13 protein-coding genes and 8 tRNA genes are annotated in these 16337 nt (G+C 36.2%); 14 read left to right on the plus strand and 7 right to left on the minus strand.

Translation table 11 applies throughout. The features are described 5' to 3' along the window. Positions 1–147: 147 nt before the first annotated feature. The 3 genes from BN1225_RS10045 to glmS are packed head-to-tail and all read right to left on the minus strand — an operon-like array spanning position 148 to position 3958. The gene (locus BN1225_RS10045) at positions 148–1002 is read right to left on the minus strand and encodes a Cof-type HAD-IIB family hydrolase (RefSeq protein WP_041139720.1); all 855 of its coding nucleotides are present in this window, start codon (positions 1000–1002) and stop codon (positions 148–150) included. A gap of 12 nt (positions 1003–1014) precedes the next feature. Next, complete coding sequence (locus BN1225_RS10050) at positions 1015–2094, minus strand: metallophosphoesterase (protein WP_041139721.1); 1080 nt, start codon at positions 2092–2094, stop codon at positions 1015–1017. Positions 2095–2149: 55 nt separating this feature from the next. After that, the gene (gene glmS / locus BN1225_RS10055; RefSeq protein WP_041139722.1) at positions 2150–3958 is read right to left on the minus strand and encodes a glutamine--fructose-6-phosphate transaminase (isomerizing); all 1809 of its coding nucleotides are present in this window, start codon (positions 3956–3958) and stop codon (positions 2150–2152) included. A 319-nt stretch (positions 3959–4277) separates the two neighbouring features. On the opposite strand from glmS, the gene glmM reads away from it, so the two are divergent. Then, positions 4278–5621 (plus strand): phosphoglucosamine mutase, encoded by a 1344-nt coding sequence (glmM, locus tag BN1225_RS10060; protein ID WP_041139723.1) that lies wholly within the window; start codon positions 4278–4280, stop codon positions 5619–5621. Positions 5622–5655: 34 nt separating this feature from the next. Here the strand turns inward: glmM and BN1225_RS10065 are convergent, their stop codons facing one another. Beyond that, positions 5656–6570: a LysR family transcriptional regulator gene (locus tag BN1225_RS10065; RefSeq protein ID WP_041139724.1), complete on the minus strand. Its 915-nt coding sequence runs from the start codon at positions 6568–6570 to the stop codon at positions 5656–5658. Positions 6571–6695: 125 nt separating this feature from the next. Here BN1225_RS10065 and BN1225_RS10070 point away from each other — a divergent pair. The 8 genes from BN1225_RS10070 (at position 6696) to BN1225_RS10105 (ending at position 7627) form a co-directional block, all read left to right on the plus strand. Next, positions 6696–6771, plus strand: a tRNA-Asn gene (locus tag BN1225_RS10070). Positions 6772–6776: 5 nt separating this feature from the next. After that, positions 6777–6852 (plus strand) — tRNA-Glu (locus BN1225_RS10075). A 268-nt stretch (positions 6853–7120) separates the two neighbouring features. Further along, positions 7121–7196, plus strand: a tRNA-Asn gene (locus BN1225_RS10080). A gap of 3 nt (positions 7197–7199) precedes the next feature. After that, positions 7200–7275 (plus strand) — tRNA-Glu (locus tag BN1225_RS10085). A gap of 6 nt (positions 7276–7281) precedes the next feature. Then, positions 7282–7357: transfer RNA gene (locus BN1225_RS10090), tRNA-Val, on the plus strand. Positions 7358–7365: 8 nt separating this feature from the next. Next, positions 7366–7441 (plus strand) — tRNA-Thr (locus BN1225_RS10095). 8 nt (positions 7442–7449) lie between these two features. Then, positions 7450–7525: transfer RNA gene (locus BN1225_RS10100), tRNA-Lys, on the plus strand. A gap of 18 nt (positions 7526–7543) precedes the next feature. Then, a tRNA-Leu gene (locus BN1225_RS10105) sits at positions 7544–7627 on the plus strand. Between the two features lie 334 nt (positions 7628–7961). Here BN1225_RS10105 and BN1225_RS10110 read toward each other — a convergent pair. After that, the gene (locus BN1225_RS10110) at positions 7962–8309 is read right to left on the minus strand and encodes a hypothetical protein (protein ID WP_041139725.1); all 348 of its coding nucleotides are present in this window, start codon (positions 8307–8309) and stop codon (positions 7962–7964) included. A gap of 33 nt (positions 8310–8342) precedes the next feature. After that, positions 8343–8603 (minus strand): TfoX/Sxy family DNA transformation protein, encoded by a 261-nt coding sequence (locus BN1225_RS10115; protein WP_041139726.1) that lies wholly within the window; start codon positions 8601–8603, stop codon positions 8343–8345. 418 nt (positions 8604–9021) lie between these two features. Between BN1225_RS10115 and BN1225_RS10120 the strand changes: the two genes are divergently transcribed. The 4 genes from BN1225_RS10120 to BN1225_RS10135 all read left to right on the plus strand — a co-directional run bounded on the left by BN1225_RS10120 (position 9022) and on the right by BN1225_RS10135 (position 13806). After that, positions 9022–10323, plus strand: a complete 1302-nt coding sequence (locus BN1225_RS10120; RefSeq protein ID WP_041139727.1) for a hypothetical protein — start codon at positions 9022–9024, stop codon at positions 10321–10323. Between the two features lie 437 nt (positions 10324–10760). After that, positions 10761–11735 (plus strand): helix-turn-helix domain-containing protein, encoded by a 975-nt coding sequence (locus BN1225_RS10125; protein ID WP_187117549.1) that lies wholly within the window; start codon positions 10761–10763, stop codon positions 11733–11735. 99 nt (positions 11736–11834) lie between these two features. Beyond that, entirely contained in the window at positions 11835–12863 is a 1029-nt protein-coding gene (locus BN1225_RS10130; RefSeq protein WP_052466554.1) for a phosphotransferase family protein, read from the plus strand. Between the two features lie 25 nt (positions 12864–12888). Beyond that, the gene (locus tag BN1225_RS10135; RefSeq protein WP_041139729.1) at positions 12889–13806 is read left to right on the plus strand and encodes a Cof-type HAD-IIB family hydrolase; all 918 of its coding nucleotides are present in this window, start codon (positions 12889–12891) and stop codon (positions 13804–13806) included. Positions 13807–14127: 321 nt separating this feature from the next. Here the strand turns inward: BN1225_RS10135 and rsmH are convergent, their stop codons facing one another. After that, complete coding sequence (rsmH, locus tag BN1225_RS10140) at positions 14128–15168, minus strand: 16S rRNA (cytosine(1402)-N(4))-methyltransferase RsmH (RefSeq protein WP_041139730.1); 1041 nt, start codon at positions 15166–15168, stop codon at positions 14128–14130. Positions 15169–15374: 206 nt separating this feature from the next. Between rsmH and tig the strand changes: the two genes are divergently transcribed. Continuing rightward, the gene (gene tig / locus BN1225_RS10145) at positions 15375–16325 is read left to right on the plus strand and encodes a trigger factor (RefSeq protein WP_041139731.1); all 951 of its coding nucleotides are present in this window, start codon (positions 15375–15377) and stop codon (positions 16323–16325) included. The last annotated feature ends 12 nt before the right edge of the window (positions 16326–16337 follow it).

Below are 16337 nucleotides of genomic sequence, written 5' to 3' on the forward strand. Positions count from 1 at the left end.
TAACAAAAAGAGAAGCACACACTTCTCTTTTTGTTTGAGCATATAAATTTTTGAAAGACTAATGTAAGAATCCCTTACACATTTCATTATAGATAGAAGTTTTAATATCTCAATACTTCATTTTGCCAAAAAAGTTGGCAGTTATTTTTACAATGATTTATCTAGTAAACTCTCAACAACACATGCCACGCCCTCATCTTCGTTACTAAAACAGCTGTAGTTTGCGACCGCCTTGACACTTGCTAAGGCATTGGCTGGAGCATACGAATTGGGAATCATCTCCAGCATGCTGATGTCATTTTCACCATCACCAAAAACCATTACTTCTTCTTTTTCGATTTGATAATGTGCCATCACTTTTTTTAGTCCGGCTCCCTTATTGACTCCTTTTGGCATAATTTCCAACCATCCTTTGGAGACCACCAAAACATCATAATCCTTACTCAGCTTCTTCCTTATATAAGGCAACAGTAAGCGAGTATAGAGAGGAATCTGTGAATACCCTACTTTATTGACATCATGATCGATCACATCTTTTGCTGTGATAAAGATATGTCCATCCATCTGTCCTTCAAAATTCTCTGTTACCTTTTGATGTATGATCTTAAATGCTATCTTTTTACAAAAAAACAATGCTTTGGAAATACAATCCTTTACCTGATGATCGTTCATGACCATCACTTCAAATAATAAACGACTTCCAAAACGAACGAGGTGCATACTTTGTTCTCCTGTCAGCATCGTTCCTTTTTCATAGGTTTCATCATCAAAAAAATAAGTTTCCTGTCCATTGACGCCAATGATGGCTCCACTTTTAAATTCATCTATTTTTAATTCTTTGTAGATTTTTTCTAAGGAGCGGTAATTACGCCCGGTCGCTAATACAATTCGGATTCCCTGCTCCTGTGCCTTAATCAATGTTTGTTTTGTCTTTTTGGTTAGAACTTTTCTATTTGACAGTAAGGTCCCATCTAAATCTGTTACGATCAATTTGATTGCCATACTCTTTCCCCCTTAATGTTCTGATTCAACATGAATCAATGTGAATTCTGCATTGGAAGACGTTCTAAGCTGAGGTCCCCAACCGCCAATGCCACCGCTGACAAACACATCTGTCTGTTCGATTTTACGATGTCCATACCCTACTTCAAACAAAACATCAATCACATAATTTAACGGATAGAGTTGTCCGTTATGGGTATGTCCCGACACTTGCATATCGATATTTAAGTCCACGCTTTCTCTTACTCGTGCAGGATTATGATCCATGACAATATTGAATTTTTCAAGTTGCGCGGAATCGATGAATGAACGCAATTCTTTTTCGTTAAATGAGGCATCGTCTCGTCCGGTAATCACCAGCTGATTTTCCAATATGACACTCTCATCTTCTAAAACATGGATGCCTAAACGCGTCAGTTCTTCTTTTACCTCCGGAATCTCCCCGGTATAAAAATCATGATTCCCCATCGTCATATAAACACCTAAACGACTTTCTAAACGTGTCAGAGGCAAAAGCATATTTCCTTCTTTAACAGGTCCATAGTCTGAATCAATCAAGTCACCGGCAATTAAAATAAGATCCGGCTCAGCAGCATTGATAGTATCAATCATTTTATTTAATCGTGATGTCCCAATCAAATCACCTAAATGCAAATCAGTGACTAAAGCAATCGTATAATCTTGTTCAACTTTATCAGAGGCAACACGATATTCCTTAGTCAGAATATGATGCTGCTGATAAATACCTACCGGAAAGATGACGCCAATAATGAGAATCAGTGCTAATAAATAGAGATCCCACTTCACCTTAATAAAGCGATGGATTAAATAGCAGACTGTAAAAAATAATAAGCAATAGAATAAAAATCCTAAATAATAAGAGCCGATGTAAGCAAGCGGTACTCGAATCAGTTTTGGCAAATAAGCATGAAGGAGTTGGTAGAAAACATAACTCAATGCTAAAAACCAAAATACGATCTGGAACCCTCGCTTTTGTATGTGAAAACGCGCAATCGAAAGATAGAGGCGTTTTTCTAATAAATAGTTGATCCCTATATAAAGGATCAGGAATAATATTATAAATAGAATCATCTTCATCCTCCTTTAACGTCTATTATAGCATAAAAAAGAATAAGCTCATATAAGCTTATTCAACGGTAACACTTTTAGCAAGATTTCTTGGTTTATCGACATCGCAGCCTTTTAAACATGCTGTATAGTAAGCAATTAACTGCAGCGGAATGGCAACAATAATAGATTGCAGCAAAGGATGGATATCCGGTAAGATATACGTCTCAGCGGCATTGTTGATTTCCATACCTTTTAATGTAAATAAGATGACATTGGCACCTCTGGCAATCGTTTCTTGAATATTGCTGATCGTTTTAGCGGCGATATGGGGCTGAGAGGCAACGGCAAATAATACCGAACCCTTTTCAATCAAAGCAATCGGACCATGTTTTAATTCACCGGCAATATAGGCATCCGCATGCACATAAGACACTTCTTTTAATTTCAATGCTCCCTCTAAAACCGAAGCATAGTCTAAGCTTCTGCCAATAAAATAAGCATCATGTGCCTCTTTTAAATATTCAGCATATATTGCAAATAAAGGTTCATCTTGTAATACGTTTTCTACTAGTTCGGGAAGTTTCATCAAGTTTTGAATAAGGTCATGATATAAATCCACCTTCTTATCTAAACGCTGCGCTGCATACATCCCCAACAGCATCAACACTACTAATTGGGTCGTATAAGCTTTTGTAGAAGCAACGGCAATTTCCGGTCCGGCACACGTATAAATCGTATAATCTGCTTCACGACTGATTGTACTTCCCAATACATTGGCAACCGCAATCGTCGTTGCCTGCTGTTTTTTAGCGAGACGCAATGCGGCTAAAGTATCGGCAGTTTCTCCGGATTGAGACACAAATAAACATAATGTATGTTCATCTATTGCCGGATCATTATATCTGAATTCCGAAGCGACCTGACAAATCACAGGAATTTTTGTCATTCTTTCGAAAATATTAGCCCCTGATAAACACGCATGATACGCTGTTCCGCAAGCAACAAAATACGCTTTATTGAACGGTGAAAAATCGATCTCTGCCAACTCATCTAAAACCACTTGATCTTGACTGATTCTCCCTCTCAATGTTTCTTTGATGACATGGGGCTGTTCATGGATTTCTTTAAGCATGAACGTATCATAACCGTCTTTTTGTGCCGCTTCATGATCGTAAGGAATATTGACCAATTCTTTTTCGATTGGTTTTAAATCACAATCATAAAAATCAACATGATCGGGATGTAAAACCGCAATATCATGATCATTTAAGAAATAAACTTCTTTCGTATACTCCAATAAAGCCGGGATATCACTAGCTCCGTAAGTTCCACTGTCACTTTTACCAATGACAATCGGGCTGTCTTTTTTTGTAATCACGACTTCATCAGGATGGTTCGTTGTGACGACACATAAAGCATAGCTTCCCACTAATTTGGTTAACACTATTTGCAGTGCTTTTAAAATGTCACCTTTATAATAATAATCTAATAAGTGAACCACCACTTCACTATCCGTCTCCGAATGAAAATGATACCCTTTTTCCAATAAAAAGTTTTTTAGTTCACGATAGTTTTCAATAATTCCATTATGCACAATCGAAATTGTTTCATCTTCATTAGTATGAGGATGAGAATTCAAATTTGAGGGAATGCCATGAGTTGCCCAACGGGTATGCCCGATTCCCACCTGTCCTTTTAAGACTTGATGACTTAATGCCTCTTTTAAATCTTTTAATCTTCCTTTAGTCTTGATTGTTTTTAACTGATTTTGACTCAGGATCGTCACTCCTGCCGAATCATACCCACGATACTCTAATTTTTCTAATCCTTGCAGTAAAAAGGGTAAAGCTTCTTTTTTTGTACTGATTGCAGTTATTCCGCACATTTGTCTATACCTCCATTATAAGATTCGTTATAAATGGGGCATACCGAGTGGATTTGTTTAATGATTGCTCATTATTTTTGTCCACCGTTCAGGTAGTATGCCTACCTCTTAACCATCCGCCGAATATTTCGATAAGTTAAGTCCTCGTCATCTTTATTAAGACCTGGCGCTACATCTATTCTTTCCCAATTTATAACATACCCCATTATACGAATTTTTCATTTTAAAGCTACTTATATCATTGAATTATCATAATTTGAAAATATTATGTGACTTATGGTATTATAATATTATAGAAAATAAAAAAGGAGATTGTCCAATGGGAAAATATTTTGGAACAGACGGATTCCGCGGTGAAGCCAATGTGGATTTAACTGTGGAACATGCATATAAAGTAGGACGCTATCTAGGATGGTACTATGGAAAAGAAAAAAAAGCAAAAATCGTTATTGGAAAAGATACAAGAAGATCAAGCTATATGTTTGAATATTCTTTAGTTGCCGGATTAACAGCAAGTGGTGCAGATGTTTATCTATTGCACGTTACAACAACCCCTTCTGTTTCTTACGTAGTAAGAAGCGAAGATTTTGATGCGGGGATCATGATCAGTGCTTCTCATAATCCGTTCTACGACAACGGGATTAAAGTGATTAATTCTAATGGGGCAAAACTAGAAGCCGAAGTTGAAGAATTGATTGAACGCTATATTGATGGAGAGTGCGAAGAAATTCCTTTTGCTACAAAGGAAAATATTGGCAGAACGATTGACTATTCAATGGGAAGAAATCGCTATATCGGTTATTTAATGACCATTCCTACACGTTCATTTAAAAATTTCAAAGTTGGTTTGGATTTAGCCAACGGAAGTGCGAGTGCAATCGCCAAATCTGTTTTTGATGCCTTAGGAGCGAAAACCTATGTGATCAATAATGATCCTGATGGATTAAACATTAATACAAATTGTGGGTCTACGCATATCGAAGTCTTACAGCAATTTGTCCGTGACAATGGTTTAGATGTCGGATTTGCGTATGATGGGGATGCTGACCGTTGTATTGCCGTCGATGAATTCGGGCGTGTAATTGACGGTGATTTGATTCTTTATGTTTGTGGTACTTATATGAAACAGCGTGGAGAATTAATTAACGATACCATCGTAACCACCATCATGTCTAATTTGGGATTATACAAAGCCTTAGATGAATTAAATATCAGTTATGAAAAAACAGCCGTAGGAGACAAGTATGTTTATGAAAACATGGTCAACAATGGTCACTGCATCGGCGGAGAACAATCAGGTCATATCATTTTCTCTAAACATGCAACAACCGGAGATGGTATCTTAACATCATTAAAAGTGATGGAAACGATTGTGGAATCAAAGAAAACATTGGCACAATTAATCGAACCTGTCACCATTTATCCACAATTATTAAAGAACGTTAAAGTGAAAAGCAAACCGGCAGCAAGAGAAGATGCTGATGTTCAGGCAGCTGTCGATCGTGTCAGCAAAGCTTTAGGAGATAACGGGCGTATCTTACTTCGTGAAAGTGGAACCGAACCTGTCATTCGTGTCATGGTGGAAGCTGAAAGTGATGATATTTGTCAAAAATATGTCACTGAAGTCATCGAAGTGATTAAAAGCAAAGGACATTTAGCCTAATTTAAAAAATCGCGGGTCATATGATCTGCGATTTTTATTTTGCAAGTTCATTTTCAATGACAGATTTCAGTCGTTCGATATATTCAACCGCTAATTTAGATAATGTCATATTTTTATGTGTCAAATAGCCGACGGTTAACTTATCTTCTATTTCCAGTGGTACGGCAATGATACTGTTTCCGTTCAGATCCGAACTTAATACCCCGGTGGAGATTGTATAGCCGTTTAATCCAATCAACAGATTGAATAAAGTAGCACGATCGCTGACTTTAATATTCTTTTTTCTAGAAATCGTACTCAAAATTTCTTCTGAAAAATGAAAGGAGTTATATTCTCCCTGTTCAAAAGATAAATAAGGATAATCCTCCAAATCTTCCAAAGTAATTTTATCTTTGTTTGACAAAGGATGACCCGCACTGATAAAAACATGAGCAGAAGCTAGAAATAAAGGATGAAACTCTAAAGCTGCTTCTTTTATTAGTTTACGAATGACCTTTTCATTAAAGGCATTGAGATAGAGTACCCCTACTTCACTTCGTAAGTTTTTAAGATCATCAATAATCTCGTAAGTGCGTGTTTCCCGTAAAGTAAATTCATACTCATTATTCGCGTATTTCTCCACCAGTTCGACGAAGGCATTCACGGCAAACGCATAATGCTGAGCAGATACCGAAAAATGCTGAGGTGGCAGCTGTTTATTATGATAACGGCTTTCTAACAGTTCCACCTGTTCGTAAACCTGTTTTGCATAACTTAGAAATTCGATTCCCTCTTCAGACAAACGAATCCCTTTATTGGTTCTTTGAAAAATCGTAATGCCGAATTCGTCTTCCAACTCCTTTATGGCATTAGATAAGCTGGGCTGAGATATAAACAGGGATTTAGCCGCTTCATTAATCGATCCGCATTTTGCTGTGGTGAGGATATATTTTAATTGCTGTAGTGTCATTATTTCACCTTCTTTTTTATGGCTTTATAGTGCCATAATCCTATAGGTTGGTCAAGTATAAAAAAAGTAATAAAAAGTGTTGCATTTATAATTATGTCATGATATTATAAATAGGCATTAGAAATGCTTGAATAGCTCAGTTGGTAGAGCAATCGGCTGTTAACCGATCGGTCGTAGGTTCGAGTCCTACTTCAAGCGCCATATGTGGCCTGTTGGAGAAACGGTTAACTCACATGCCTTTCACGCATGCATTCACGGGTTCGAATCCCGTACAGGTCACCATTTACAATCAGCGTTGGGAACAACGTTTTTATTTTTGCACGGGGGTACATAACTATTATTTTAAATTTTTTAATAATTTCTTTAAAAATTGTTAAAGATATTAATGTATAGTATATGTAAAGGGGGATTCACAATGACAGCCGAATTAGAAAAAAATATTATCTTTGCGGTGATGTTTATTGCCGGAATGTTACTAGTTTTAGCACAAATGTAAAAAAAGTGTTGCAATTAAGTTTCATCCATGCTATTATTTAAAAGCACTGGAAATGCTTGAATAGCTCAGTTGGTAGAGCAATCGGCTGTTAACCGATCGGTCGTAGGTTCGAGTCCTACTTCAAGCGCCATGTGGCCTGTTGGAGAAACGGTTAACTCACATGCCTTTCACGCATGCATTCACGGGTTCGAATCCCGTACAGGTCACCATTTTTTGGAGGTTTAGCTCAGTTGGGAGAGCATCTGCCTTACAAGCAGAGGGTCAGCGGTTCGAGCCCGTTAACCTCCACCATTTTTTTTGCCGGCTTAGCTCAATTGGTAGAGCAACTGACTTGTAATCAGTAGGTTGAGGGTTCAAGTCCTTTAGCCGGCACCATATTTAATGACCCGCTAGCTCAGTCGGTAGAGCATCTGACTTTTAATCAGAGGGTCAGGCGTTCGAGTCGCCTGCGGGTCACCATTTTAATTAAATAGATATGCGGGTGTGGCGAAACTGGCAGACGCACTAGACTTAGGATCTAGCGCCTATGGCATGCAGGTTCAAGTCCTGTCACCCGCACCATTGAAATGAACGCTTCAAAACCTTTATTTATAAAGGATTTGGAGCTTTTTTATTTAACTGATTATTAGCCCGGTATTAGGCACACCCTAACAAGCGAATTTATATCTGGTAAGTTCAATGCTTATTACAGTATGAGATATAAAGCGATCCTTTACAAGTTGGATAATCTTAATATAAAAAAACAAACTAGTTTACTGCTTTCCCTTTCTTTAAAATAGAGTCTGCATGTGATTTAAGAATTTATTGTATCAAAGAAAACAGACTAGCGTTCTATATCATCTTTTTATAAAGATCGCCAATCCGCTTGTCATAATATACTTTATAGCGATTTCAATCACACGATATTCTCCCCTAAGATTATTTTAGGCATCGTGGTTAAACATCTATTCCAGCGTTTGTAGAATTTCTCTACACCAAGTTTAGATACTCTCGCATGAGCTTCTTCATTTTCCAAAACCCAATATAAAACATAGGTTACTTTACCAATATTTCTTGTAAGGCGAACAGGCAATTCACCTTCTTTAACCGCATTAAAATCTTTTTGTCTATGTGTTCGTTTTATATAGTGTACATCAATAACACCTTCTTGCTTTAGATAAAAATCAGCAACTTCTTTCATCAATTCTTCAATTTCATCTAATTTTGTTAATTTCGCTTCATATATACATATTTCATTAAACATAAAACGCCTCCACAAATTCATATTTATATAAGTCTATTTTTCTTTTAAGCTATCACTAAATTGCTTTAGATCAAGTTTAACTTCATCCGGAAGTTTATCATAATCAATATTATCGATTGCACCTTGTAAGGCATACAAATGAACCAAACATACATTTGGATATTGTTTTTTTAATTGACAAAACACTTCTTTACTCCCTAATCTAATTAAATCTTCCGATGACCCCACGCCAATTGAGAAAAGCTTTGTTTTCATTTCTTTTCCAATGTTTAACATACTATCTAAACTTCCCATAGAATATCTCCTTTTCAAATGTTAATTTACAAAAATATTATATCATTATAGTGGTCGCTTTAATAGTATATCTAAATCGTATAAAAATTCTATTCATCGCTTTAAGTGACGATTTCGTTTCCTTACTTTTTTCTGCAATAACAAATTCACATCTTTTGTACATTGAGAACTTTGATTGACTTTGTTGCTTCACGAAAGCTCATGTTTTTTAAAGCGAAAATTTGTTATAATTTATATAAGCCTTGAATGAGGAATGATCCGTTTATAATCTTTCCATCGTTTAGCCATTCTTCAAAAATTGTCATACTTATTAGATAAGCCCAAAAGCTCGATCAGGTAATTTATTAATATATGAATGGAATTGGAATTTCCATTAAGCAATGAGATACAGAACAAAATAGGTAAAGGAGGTTGTCTGATGGAATTATTAGATGAATTATGGTTATTAAAACAAATATATACAAACAATAGCTATTGGGATGACGAAAAAAATGTATGCCTGCACCCTATCCCCCCTTCCCTATCAAAAGAGGAACTGAAAAATATGAACAATAAACCCAATACGATCATTTATATGGCACACAATGAATGTATTGACAAATTGAAAAGATTGGCACAAAAAATCACTTTGGAACAGGCTGCACAAAGTTTCGTTTCTTCATTATGGTCTGCTCCCATAATTTGGAGGTCTGAACTTACAGCAAAACTACTAGCTATGAAAATGCCGGATCACGATATTTTAACTTATACGGGATCTAAAGACACATGTAAAATTTGTGGGTATAGGGATTACAGCAGAGATGCTTCGTTCATATGGTATCAAGGAATGACGACTGGTACACCATTAGATGGGGATATATTGGCACATTGTATTTTATTAGAAAAAATGGAAAAGATGGTTAGACCGGTTCCGACACAGGATGATATTTGGATCTTTAGAGCTATTCTAACAATACTAAGGAATTTACCTAAAAATATGAGGTATGGTAAAGTCCGAGAAATACTCTTAAAAGAAAAGCTATTACCAACAAATAATAAAAGTGCCTGCACTTCTTTATTAGAAAGTTTGGCGTTAATCGGTATTCTTGATACTCCCCAGTACCCAGGTTTATATACTGAATATACGCATTATGCAATCAGAGATCATCGCCCCAGTATCAAAACAGAAGTACAGGCGCCCTTAGCATGGTGGAACTCTGCCATTGGGGTTAATGAAGAAACCTTGCAAAACCTATTTCCTATGTTTGATTGTACTTCAATTTCTTTAGATACGAGACCTAAAATGAAAAAAGAAGAGACGCTGATTGGACAGTTGGCTAAAAAGAAAAAGCCTAGAGAGAAGATTATAAAGACACCTATATCTGTAGGTAAAGGAAAGGTACAAGCGGGTGATGTCTATGCCATTAGGATAAGAGAAGGTGTATGGGTTAGTGTTTATTGCCACAATGTCGATGAAACAAACAACAAAGTTAAAGTCGAATTTTTAGAAGGCGTATTTGATCATATGCCATTAGCAAAAGAGTTACTATCAGCGTTTAAACGTAGACCGAGTGGCCGTTGGCAGCAGTGGACATCTTCAATAGAGAAAACAAGTTGGGTTCGCCGTATTGCCAGAGGGGTTCCCTGTCCATATACAGATGAAAAAGAACCGGATCGAATCCCTTTTGGAAGTGCTGGCGATTTAAAGTATTTAGCGAAATGGTGTTTCTCAAATATCTAAGAGTATAATACCGATACAGATTATGAACAAGTCAACCGGATTGTATGATGTCGATCGTGAAAATAATTAAGATTCCCTATTTAGCCAAAAAGTAAGGTCAACGCCTATTCCTTTTGTTGATACAAAATGTTTATTAGTCTCAAATCCATGAATGGGTTTGAGATTTTTTATAATGAATATGATTTTGTTAGATATAGGCAACTTGCATATTCATTGAATACAAAAGGAAAATGATTTTTTCGAGAATCACTGTTATAATAGAGGTATGGATGGTTTGATAAATCATTGTGTTGTGAAAATGTGTATAGAAAATCACTCAATTTTACTTATTTCAAAGATAAGAACTTGCAAACAATAGAACATATGTAATGAATTTGAAAGGAGGACAGCACTTTCCCCATTCCTTAGAGGAAATGAGTTTCTGTGCTTATATGTGTATGAATCGTCAAGTAGATGAAATGCTAAACAAACAGGAAAAACAGGAACAGACCGTCTACCAGTCTGCCGAGTTATTGTTGGAGATGATACGCTCTGATTTTGTAAACAGTAAAGATATTATCGCTTTGTTAAATACCAAAGCAGGCACGCTGCCTGAATTTTTTCATATGACAAAGATATCGCAGCCACACGATATCAAAGAAATTCCAATCCGCCAATCAAAACAATTTCATGTGGCAAAACATACATTAAGTCAGATTCCTTATTTTCACAGTCATGAAGGATATGAGTTGATTTATGTCCTTCAAGGGTGCTGTAAACAACGATTTCTTGTTTCAAACACGTCGTTGACCCTCCAAGAACGTCAAGCCTGTTTACTTAGTCCGGGAACGATTCACGCAATAGAGAGATCTAGGACGCAAGATAAAATACTCAAATTTATGCTGCCAACTGAATTGTTAGAAGAAACAGAGGGGCTTTCGATGAAGAATTTAGATTCCCCAATCACCGTTTTTGATAACTGGTCATTGAAAGCTGATTTCTATATACAAGCTCTGGCGATAGAAGCCTACACAAAAGACCCTTTATGGCAGGTAGCAGTGCGTAGTTACCTAACCTTGCTTTTTGTTGAATTATCACGCAAACATCTTAATAAGGACTTCTCTATTTTGCTGGAAGATTATCTGTCTAGCCATATACAACATGCTACTTTAAAAGAGTTCGCGGATTACATAGGCTATAGTGCGGATTACACCGGTTATCGAATTCGCAAAGAAATGGGTCAGAGCTTTTCGGATATGGTAGTCGAAATGAAAATGAAGAAAGCGGCGCAAATGCTCATTCATACGTTTGAATCCATTGAAGGAATTGCACAAATACTGGGATATTCCACTCTATCTGGATTATATAAACAATTTCAGCGATCTTATGGTGTGACGCCAGGGCAATATCGAAAGCTTTGGAAAAAGCAATGACAATATCGTATCAGGAATAAAAACCGCCTTTTCAGGATAAAGACACTGAACAGGCGGTTCCTTTATAATAAGATTAGGATTTAAAACAGGGTGAACGTGATGAAAAGCAAAACAAAACAGCAATTAAAAAAATCAGATATAAGCCTCTTGGTAAATAAACATTTTGGTACTAGGAATTTTCACATCTCTGAATTAAACGGCGGTATGTTCAATACGATTTACCAAATTTATTTTGAGGATACTAACCAAACTGTCATATTGAAAGTTGGTGCTGTTTTCAATCAATGTTTGCTTAGCTACGAACAAGATTTGATACCGGTGGAAGTCGAATGCTATCATTTGATTCAAGAACACACCTCAATACCGACACCTAATGTACTAGCTTATGATTTCAGTAAAAAGGAAATACCTAGCCATTATTTTTTCATGACAGCTTTGCAAGGGGCTCCTTTATCGAAGATAAAACACTCCCTTAGTAAAAAAGAGTTATCCCAGATCCGCAGACAACAGGCAAGCTATCTAACCCAATTACATGAAATCCACGGTCAATATTTTGGCTATTTTACAGATGAAGACAGCAAACAATATTCTACTTGGAGAAATGCTTTTCTTGCTATGTTTCAGCAACTGCTTCAAGATGCACATCAAAGAAACATCCGTTTACCATATGATCAAATTGCAGCTGTACTCGAAAAAAATACAGATTTATTGACTCAGGTTGAAAGACCTAGCCTAGTGATGTTTGATTGTCATGATGGAAACTTACTTGTGAAGAATAATGGCAATGGGTATGAGGTGGAAGGAATCCTAGACTTTGAGCGTGCATTCTGGGGAGACCCCATCGCTGACCTTTCCGCACCATTCGTATTTACGGACAATATTCTCTCAAAAACAGACTTTATTCAAGGATACCTAAAACTCCATCATAAAAATAGTTTTTCTGACGATGATAACCGCAAATACCAATTATATCGTCTTTATCTAATGACAATCATGGCTTGTGAGGTAGGACGATACGGCTTTTTCTATGGCTTGCTGCAAGGGTTGTGGGCAAAAAGAGAAATTAAGAAATGCTTGAAAAAACTTAATTTATTCACTTCATTAAACCCAATCTCAACAATAAAATAACATAACAGAAAGGTGGCAAACAGTTATGCCTGTAAAAGTAATATTTATTGACATCGATGGTACACTATTAAATTCACGTTTTGTGATAGATGAACTAACACGAAATACGTTGATTGATTTTCAAAAGCAAGGAGGAGTGCTGGTGCTTTGTTCTGCTCGTCCATACTTGGGCATGGTACGGTATGGTAACGAGTTGGAATTGGCACGTTATCATGGATACTATGCAGCGTTTAATGGGGGCGAAGTCATTGATGCAAACACTGAAAAAACAATTTATACTTGTTGCATGACTAGGGAAGATCTGCATGAAATATATGATGTGACACGCCTTCTTGAAAGAGAAGAACAGGAACGAGAACTTAGCCATTTAGTCGAAAAAGATTCCCCTTCGGTTCAGCTTACGATTGATTTGATGCAGCAAATTCATGATATAGTAGATCAGACCAACTTGAATTTGATGACTTATCAAAAAGATAAACTGCTTTGTATGCGTCAGGAAGTTTATGCAGTAGCAGAAACACTTGTAAACCAATTAAGAATTTCCATTTGTCAGGATTTTTTAGCTGATATTGATTTTGATCCGGTAAAATTATTGGTTTCAGGAAATCCAAATTTAATTTCTGCCGTATATCCTAGTATTCAGAAAAAATTATGCCAACGATGTGATGTGGTCATATCAGATCCGTTCTTAATTGAAATTACAGCAAAAGGAATCAATAAGGGAAGAGTACTACGCTCCTTGTGTAAACACCTGAATATAAATACAAAAGAAGCGGCGGCATTTGGTGACAGTGCCAATGATATTCCTATGTTGAAAGAAGCCGGAATAAGTGTCGCTATGGGAAATGCAACTGAAGAAGTAAAACAATCATCAAAATTCATTACTGCCAGCAATAACGATAATGGAGTAGCTATGTTTCTGCTGAAAAATAAACTGGTATAAGAAATTTTATTATCATGTCCAAGCAATAAATTCATAAGGCATTGAAACAAGTCAAAGCATGAACATCATTTTCACTTTCACAAATCCCCTTTACTATGTTTCAATGTTTCTTCTTGGTATCACCATTTCTTTTACTTGAAAGTCTATTTCGTTCCCTTTATTTTTATATTAGATAAGAGTTTTTGCATTCAGCCGCTATGACTTACACGTCCAATCTTGTCGCTCATCTTAAATGGATTGATCATCTCAATGCCTTGAAGGCGTTGAGATTTTTATTCGATAAGCAAAAATAGTGCCAGCAAATGCTGACACTATCTTATATTAAGCCTTCACAGCCCATCTCATTTTCGTTGATTTTGCTCGGCTGTTGATATGGCATTCTTCTTTGCTTGGACGAATAACTTCTCTTGCTGCTTCACTGTAGATGCCGAGATTTTTCATTTCTTTAAATGCCTTTTTCACAATACGATCTTCTCCTGAATGGAAGGTCAAAATGGCTGCTTTTCCCCCGGGTTTCAAGATAAATGGCAGTTTTTCCATAAACTCATACAACACATCAAATTCATTGTTCACTTCTATACGAAGGGCTTGAAATACTCTGGCAGCCGACTTTTTTACCACTTCCTTTCTTTCGTTAGACGAAATAAAAGACAAACTTTTTTCTATAATATTGTAAAGTTGTGTAGTTGTTTCAATCGGTTGACCTGCTTTTAAATAAGAGTCAATATGTCTTGCAATCTCTTTAGCGTACGGTTCATCTGAATTTTCAATGAAAAGCTGTTCTAACTGTGCTTTGGTTAACTCTTTTAACCTCTGTGAGGCTGGTATCCCTTTTTGAGGATTTAGCCTTAAATCTAAAGGCCCTTCCTTTTTATATGAAAATCCTCGTTCAGGATTATCAATCTGCATCGAAGATACTCCCAAATCAGCTAAAACAAAATCAAACAACCCTACTTCCCTAGATACAAAATCAATATCTTTGAAGTTGCAGTGCTTAATCGTAAGAACATCTTCCCCATACCCCTTATTTAATAATCGCTCTTTTGTTTTCACGCTTTCGATCGGATCGATATCCAATGCATACAAATGCCCGGTATGATTTAATCGTTCCAGCATTTTTAACGTATGTCCTCCGTAACCTAACGTACAATCCAATCCGATTTGTCCTTCCTGAATATCTAAAAACTCCAGAATCTCATTCACCATGATCGATAAATGCATCCCTACCGGCGTACTTCCCTTTTTAATTACTTTTTCTATTGTTTCGGGATATAATTCCGGATTCAATTCTTTATATTTTTCATTATATCGCTTAGGATGCGTTCCTTTATAGCGAACTCTTCTTTTATGCACCGGTTCCATGAACACTTCTCCTTTTCATTTGGTGATATCGGAACTATCATACCATTGTCTTATGTTTGATGTCTATAATAGATCTTTAAAAGTATAGGAAGTTGAATAAAAGTTGAACTAAAACAGATTATTTTGCATTTTTAGCAACAAAATATTCTTATAGACTCCTCAATATGATACAATAGGGTCATATTGAAATTGAAAGGATAAGAATAATGGGAAAAGTAAATAAATTAGCACAATATAAAGGAATTGAAGTCAAAGTTGCAAAAACATTGGCAACCGATGAAGAAGTGAATCAACAAATTCAAGCAATGGTAGCACAAAGTCCTACTTTTGTAGAAAAAGACGGTGAAGTGGCACATGGTGATATGACCACTATCGATTTTGAAGGATTTAAAGACGGTATCGCATTTGATGGCGGAAAAGCGGAAGGACATCAATTAGAAATCGGTTCAGGACAATTCATTCCTGGTTTTGAAGAACAATTAATTGGTATGAAAAAAGGGGAAACAAGAGATTTGAATTTAACTTTCCCAGAAAATTACGGAATGGCTGATTTAGCCGGAGCAAATGTTGTTTTTAAAGTAAAGCTACATAAAATTGAAAACAAACAAGAATCAGAATTAAATGATGAATTTGTAAGTTCTTTAAATATTCCTGAAACAAACACAGTTGACGATTTGAAAAACCAAATGAAGGCCCATATCCAATCTCAACATGATCAAGCCTATAGAACAAATGTAGAAAACACTATCTTTGAACAATTAATTCAAGGAAGCGATGTTGAAGTAAGTGAAGAAGATGTCCAAAAAGCAATGGAACAACACATTCAGCATATTAAAATGGATTTAGCTCAACAAGGAATGCAGTTAGATCAATATCTGCAAATGATGGGAATGACAGAAGAAACTTTAAAGCAACAATTGGAACCTTCTGCACAACAACAAGCTAAATTTGAATTGATTATTGATGAAATCGTTCGTGTTGAAAATCTTTCTACAACAGATGAAGAAGTAGATCAGCAAATTGAAATGATTGCCCAACAAAATCAAATGACAAAAGAACAAGTATTGGAAAGAATTCAAGCTGATGATTTAAAACGTGATTTCAACCGTTTAAAAGCAAGTCAGTTAGTACTTCAAAGTGCACAAGTAAGTGAATAGTCATTGTTAAAA

The sequence above is a fragment of the Beduini massiliensis genome, from assembly GCF_000829905.1.
In the GTDB taxonomy this organism is placed as follows: domain Bacteria; phylum Bacillota_I; class Bacilli_A; order Erysipelotrichales; family Coprobacillaceae; genus Beduini; species Beduini massiliensis.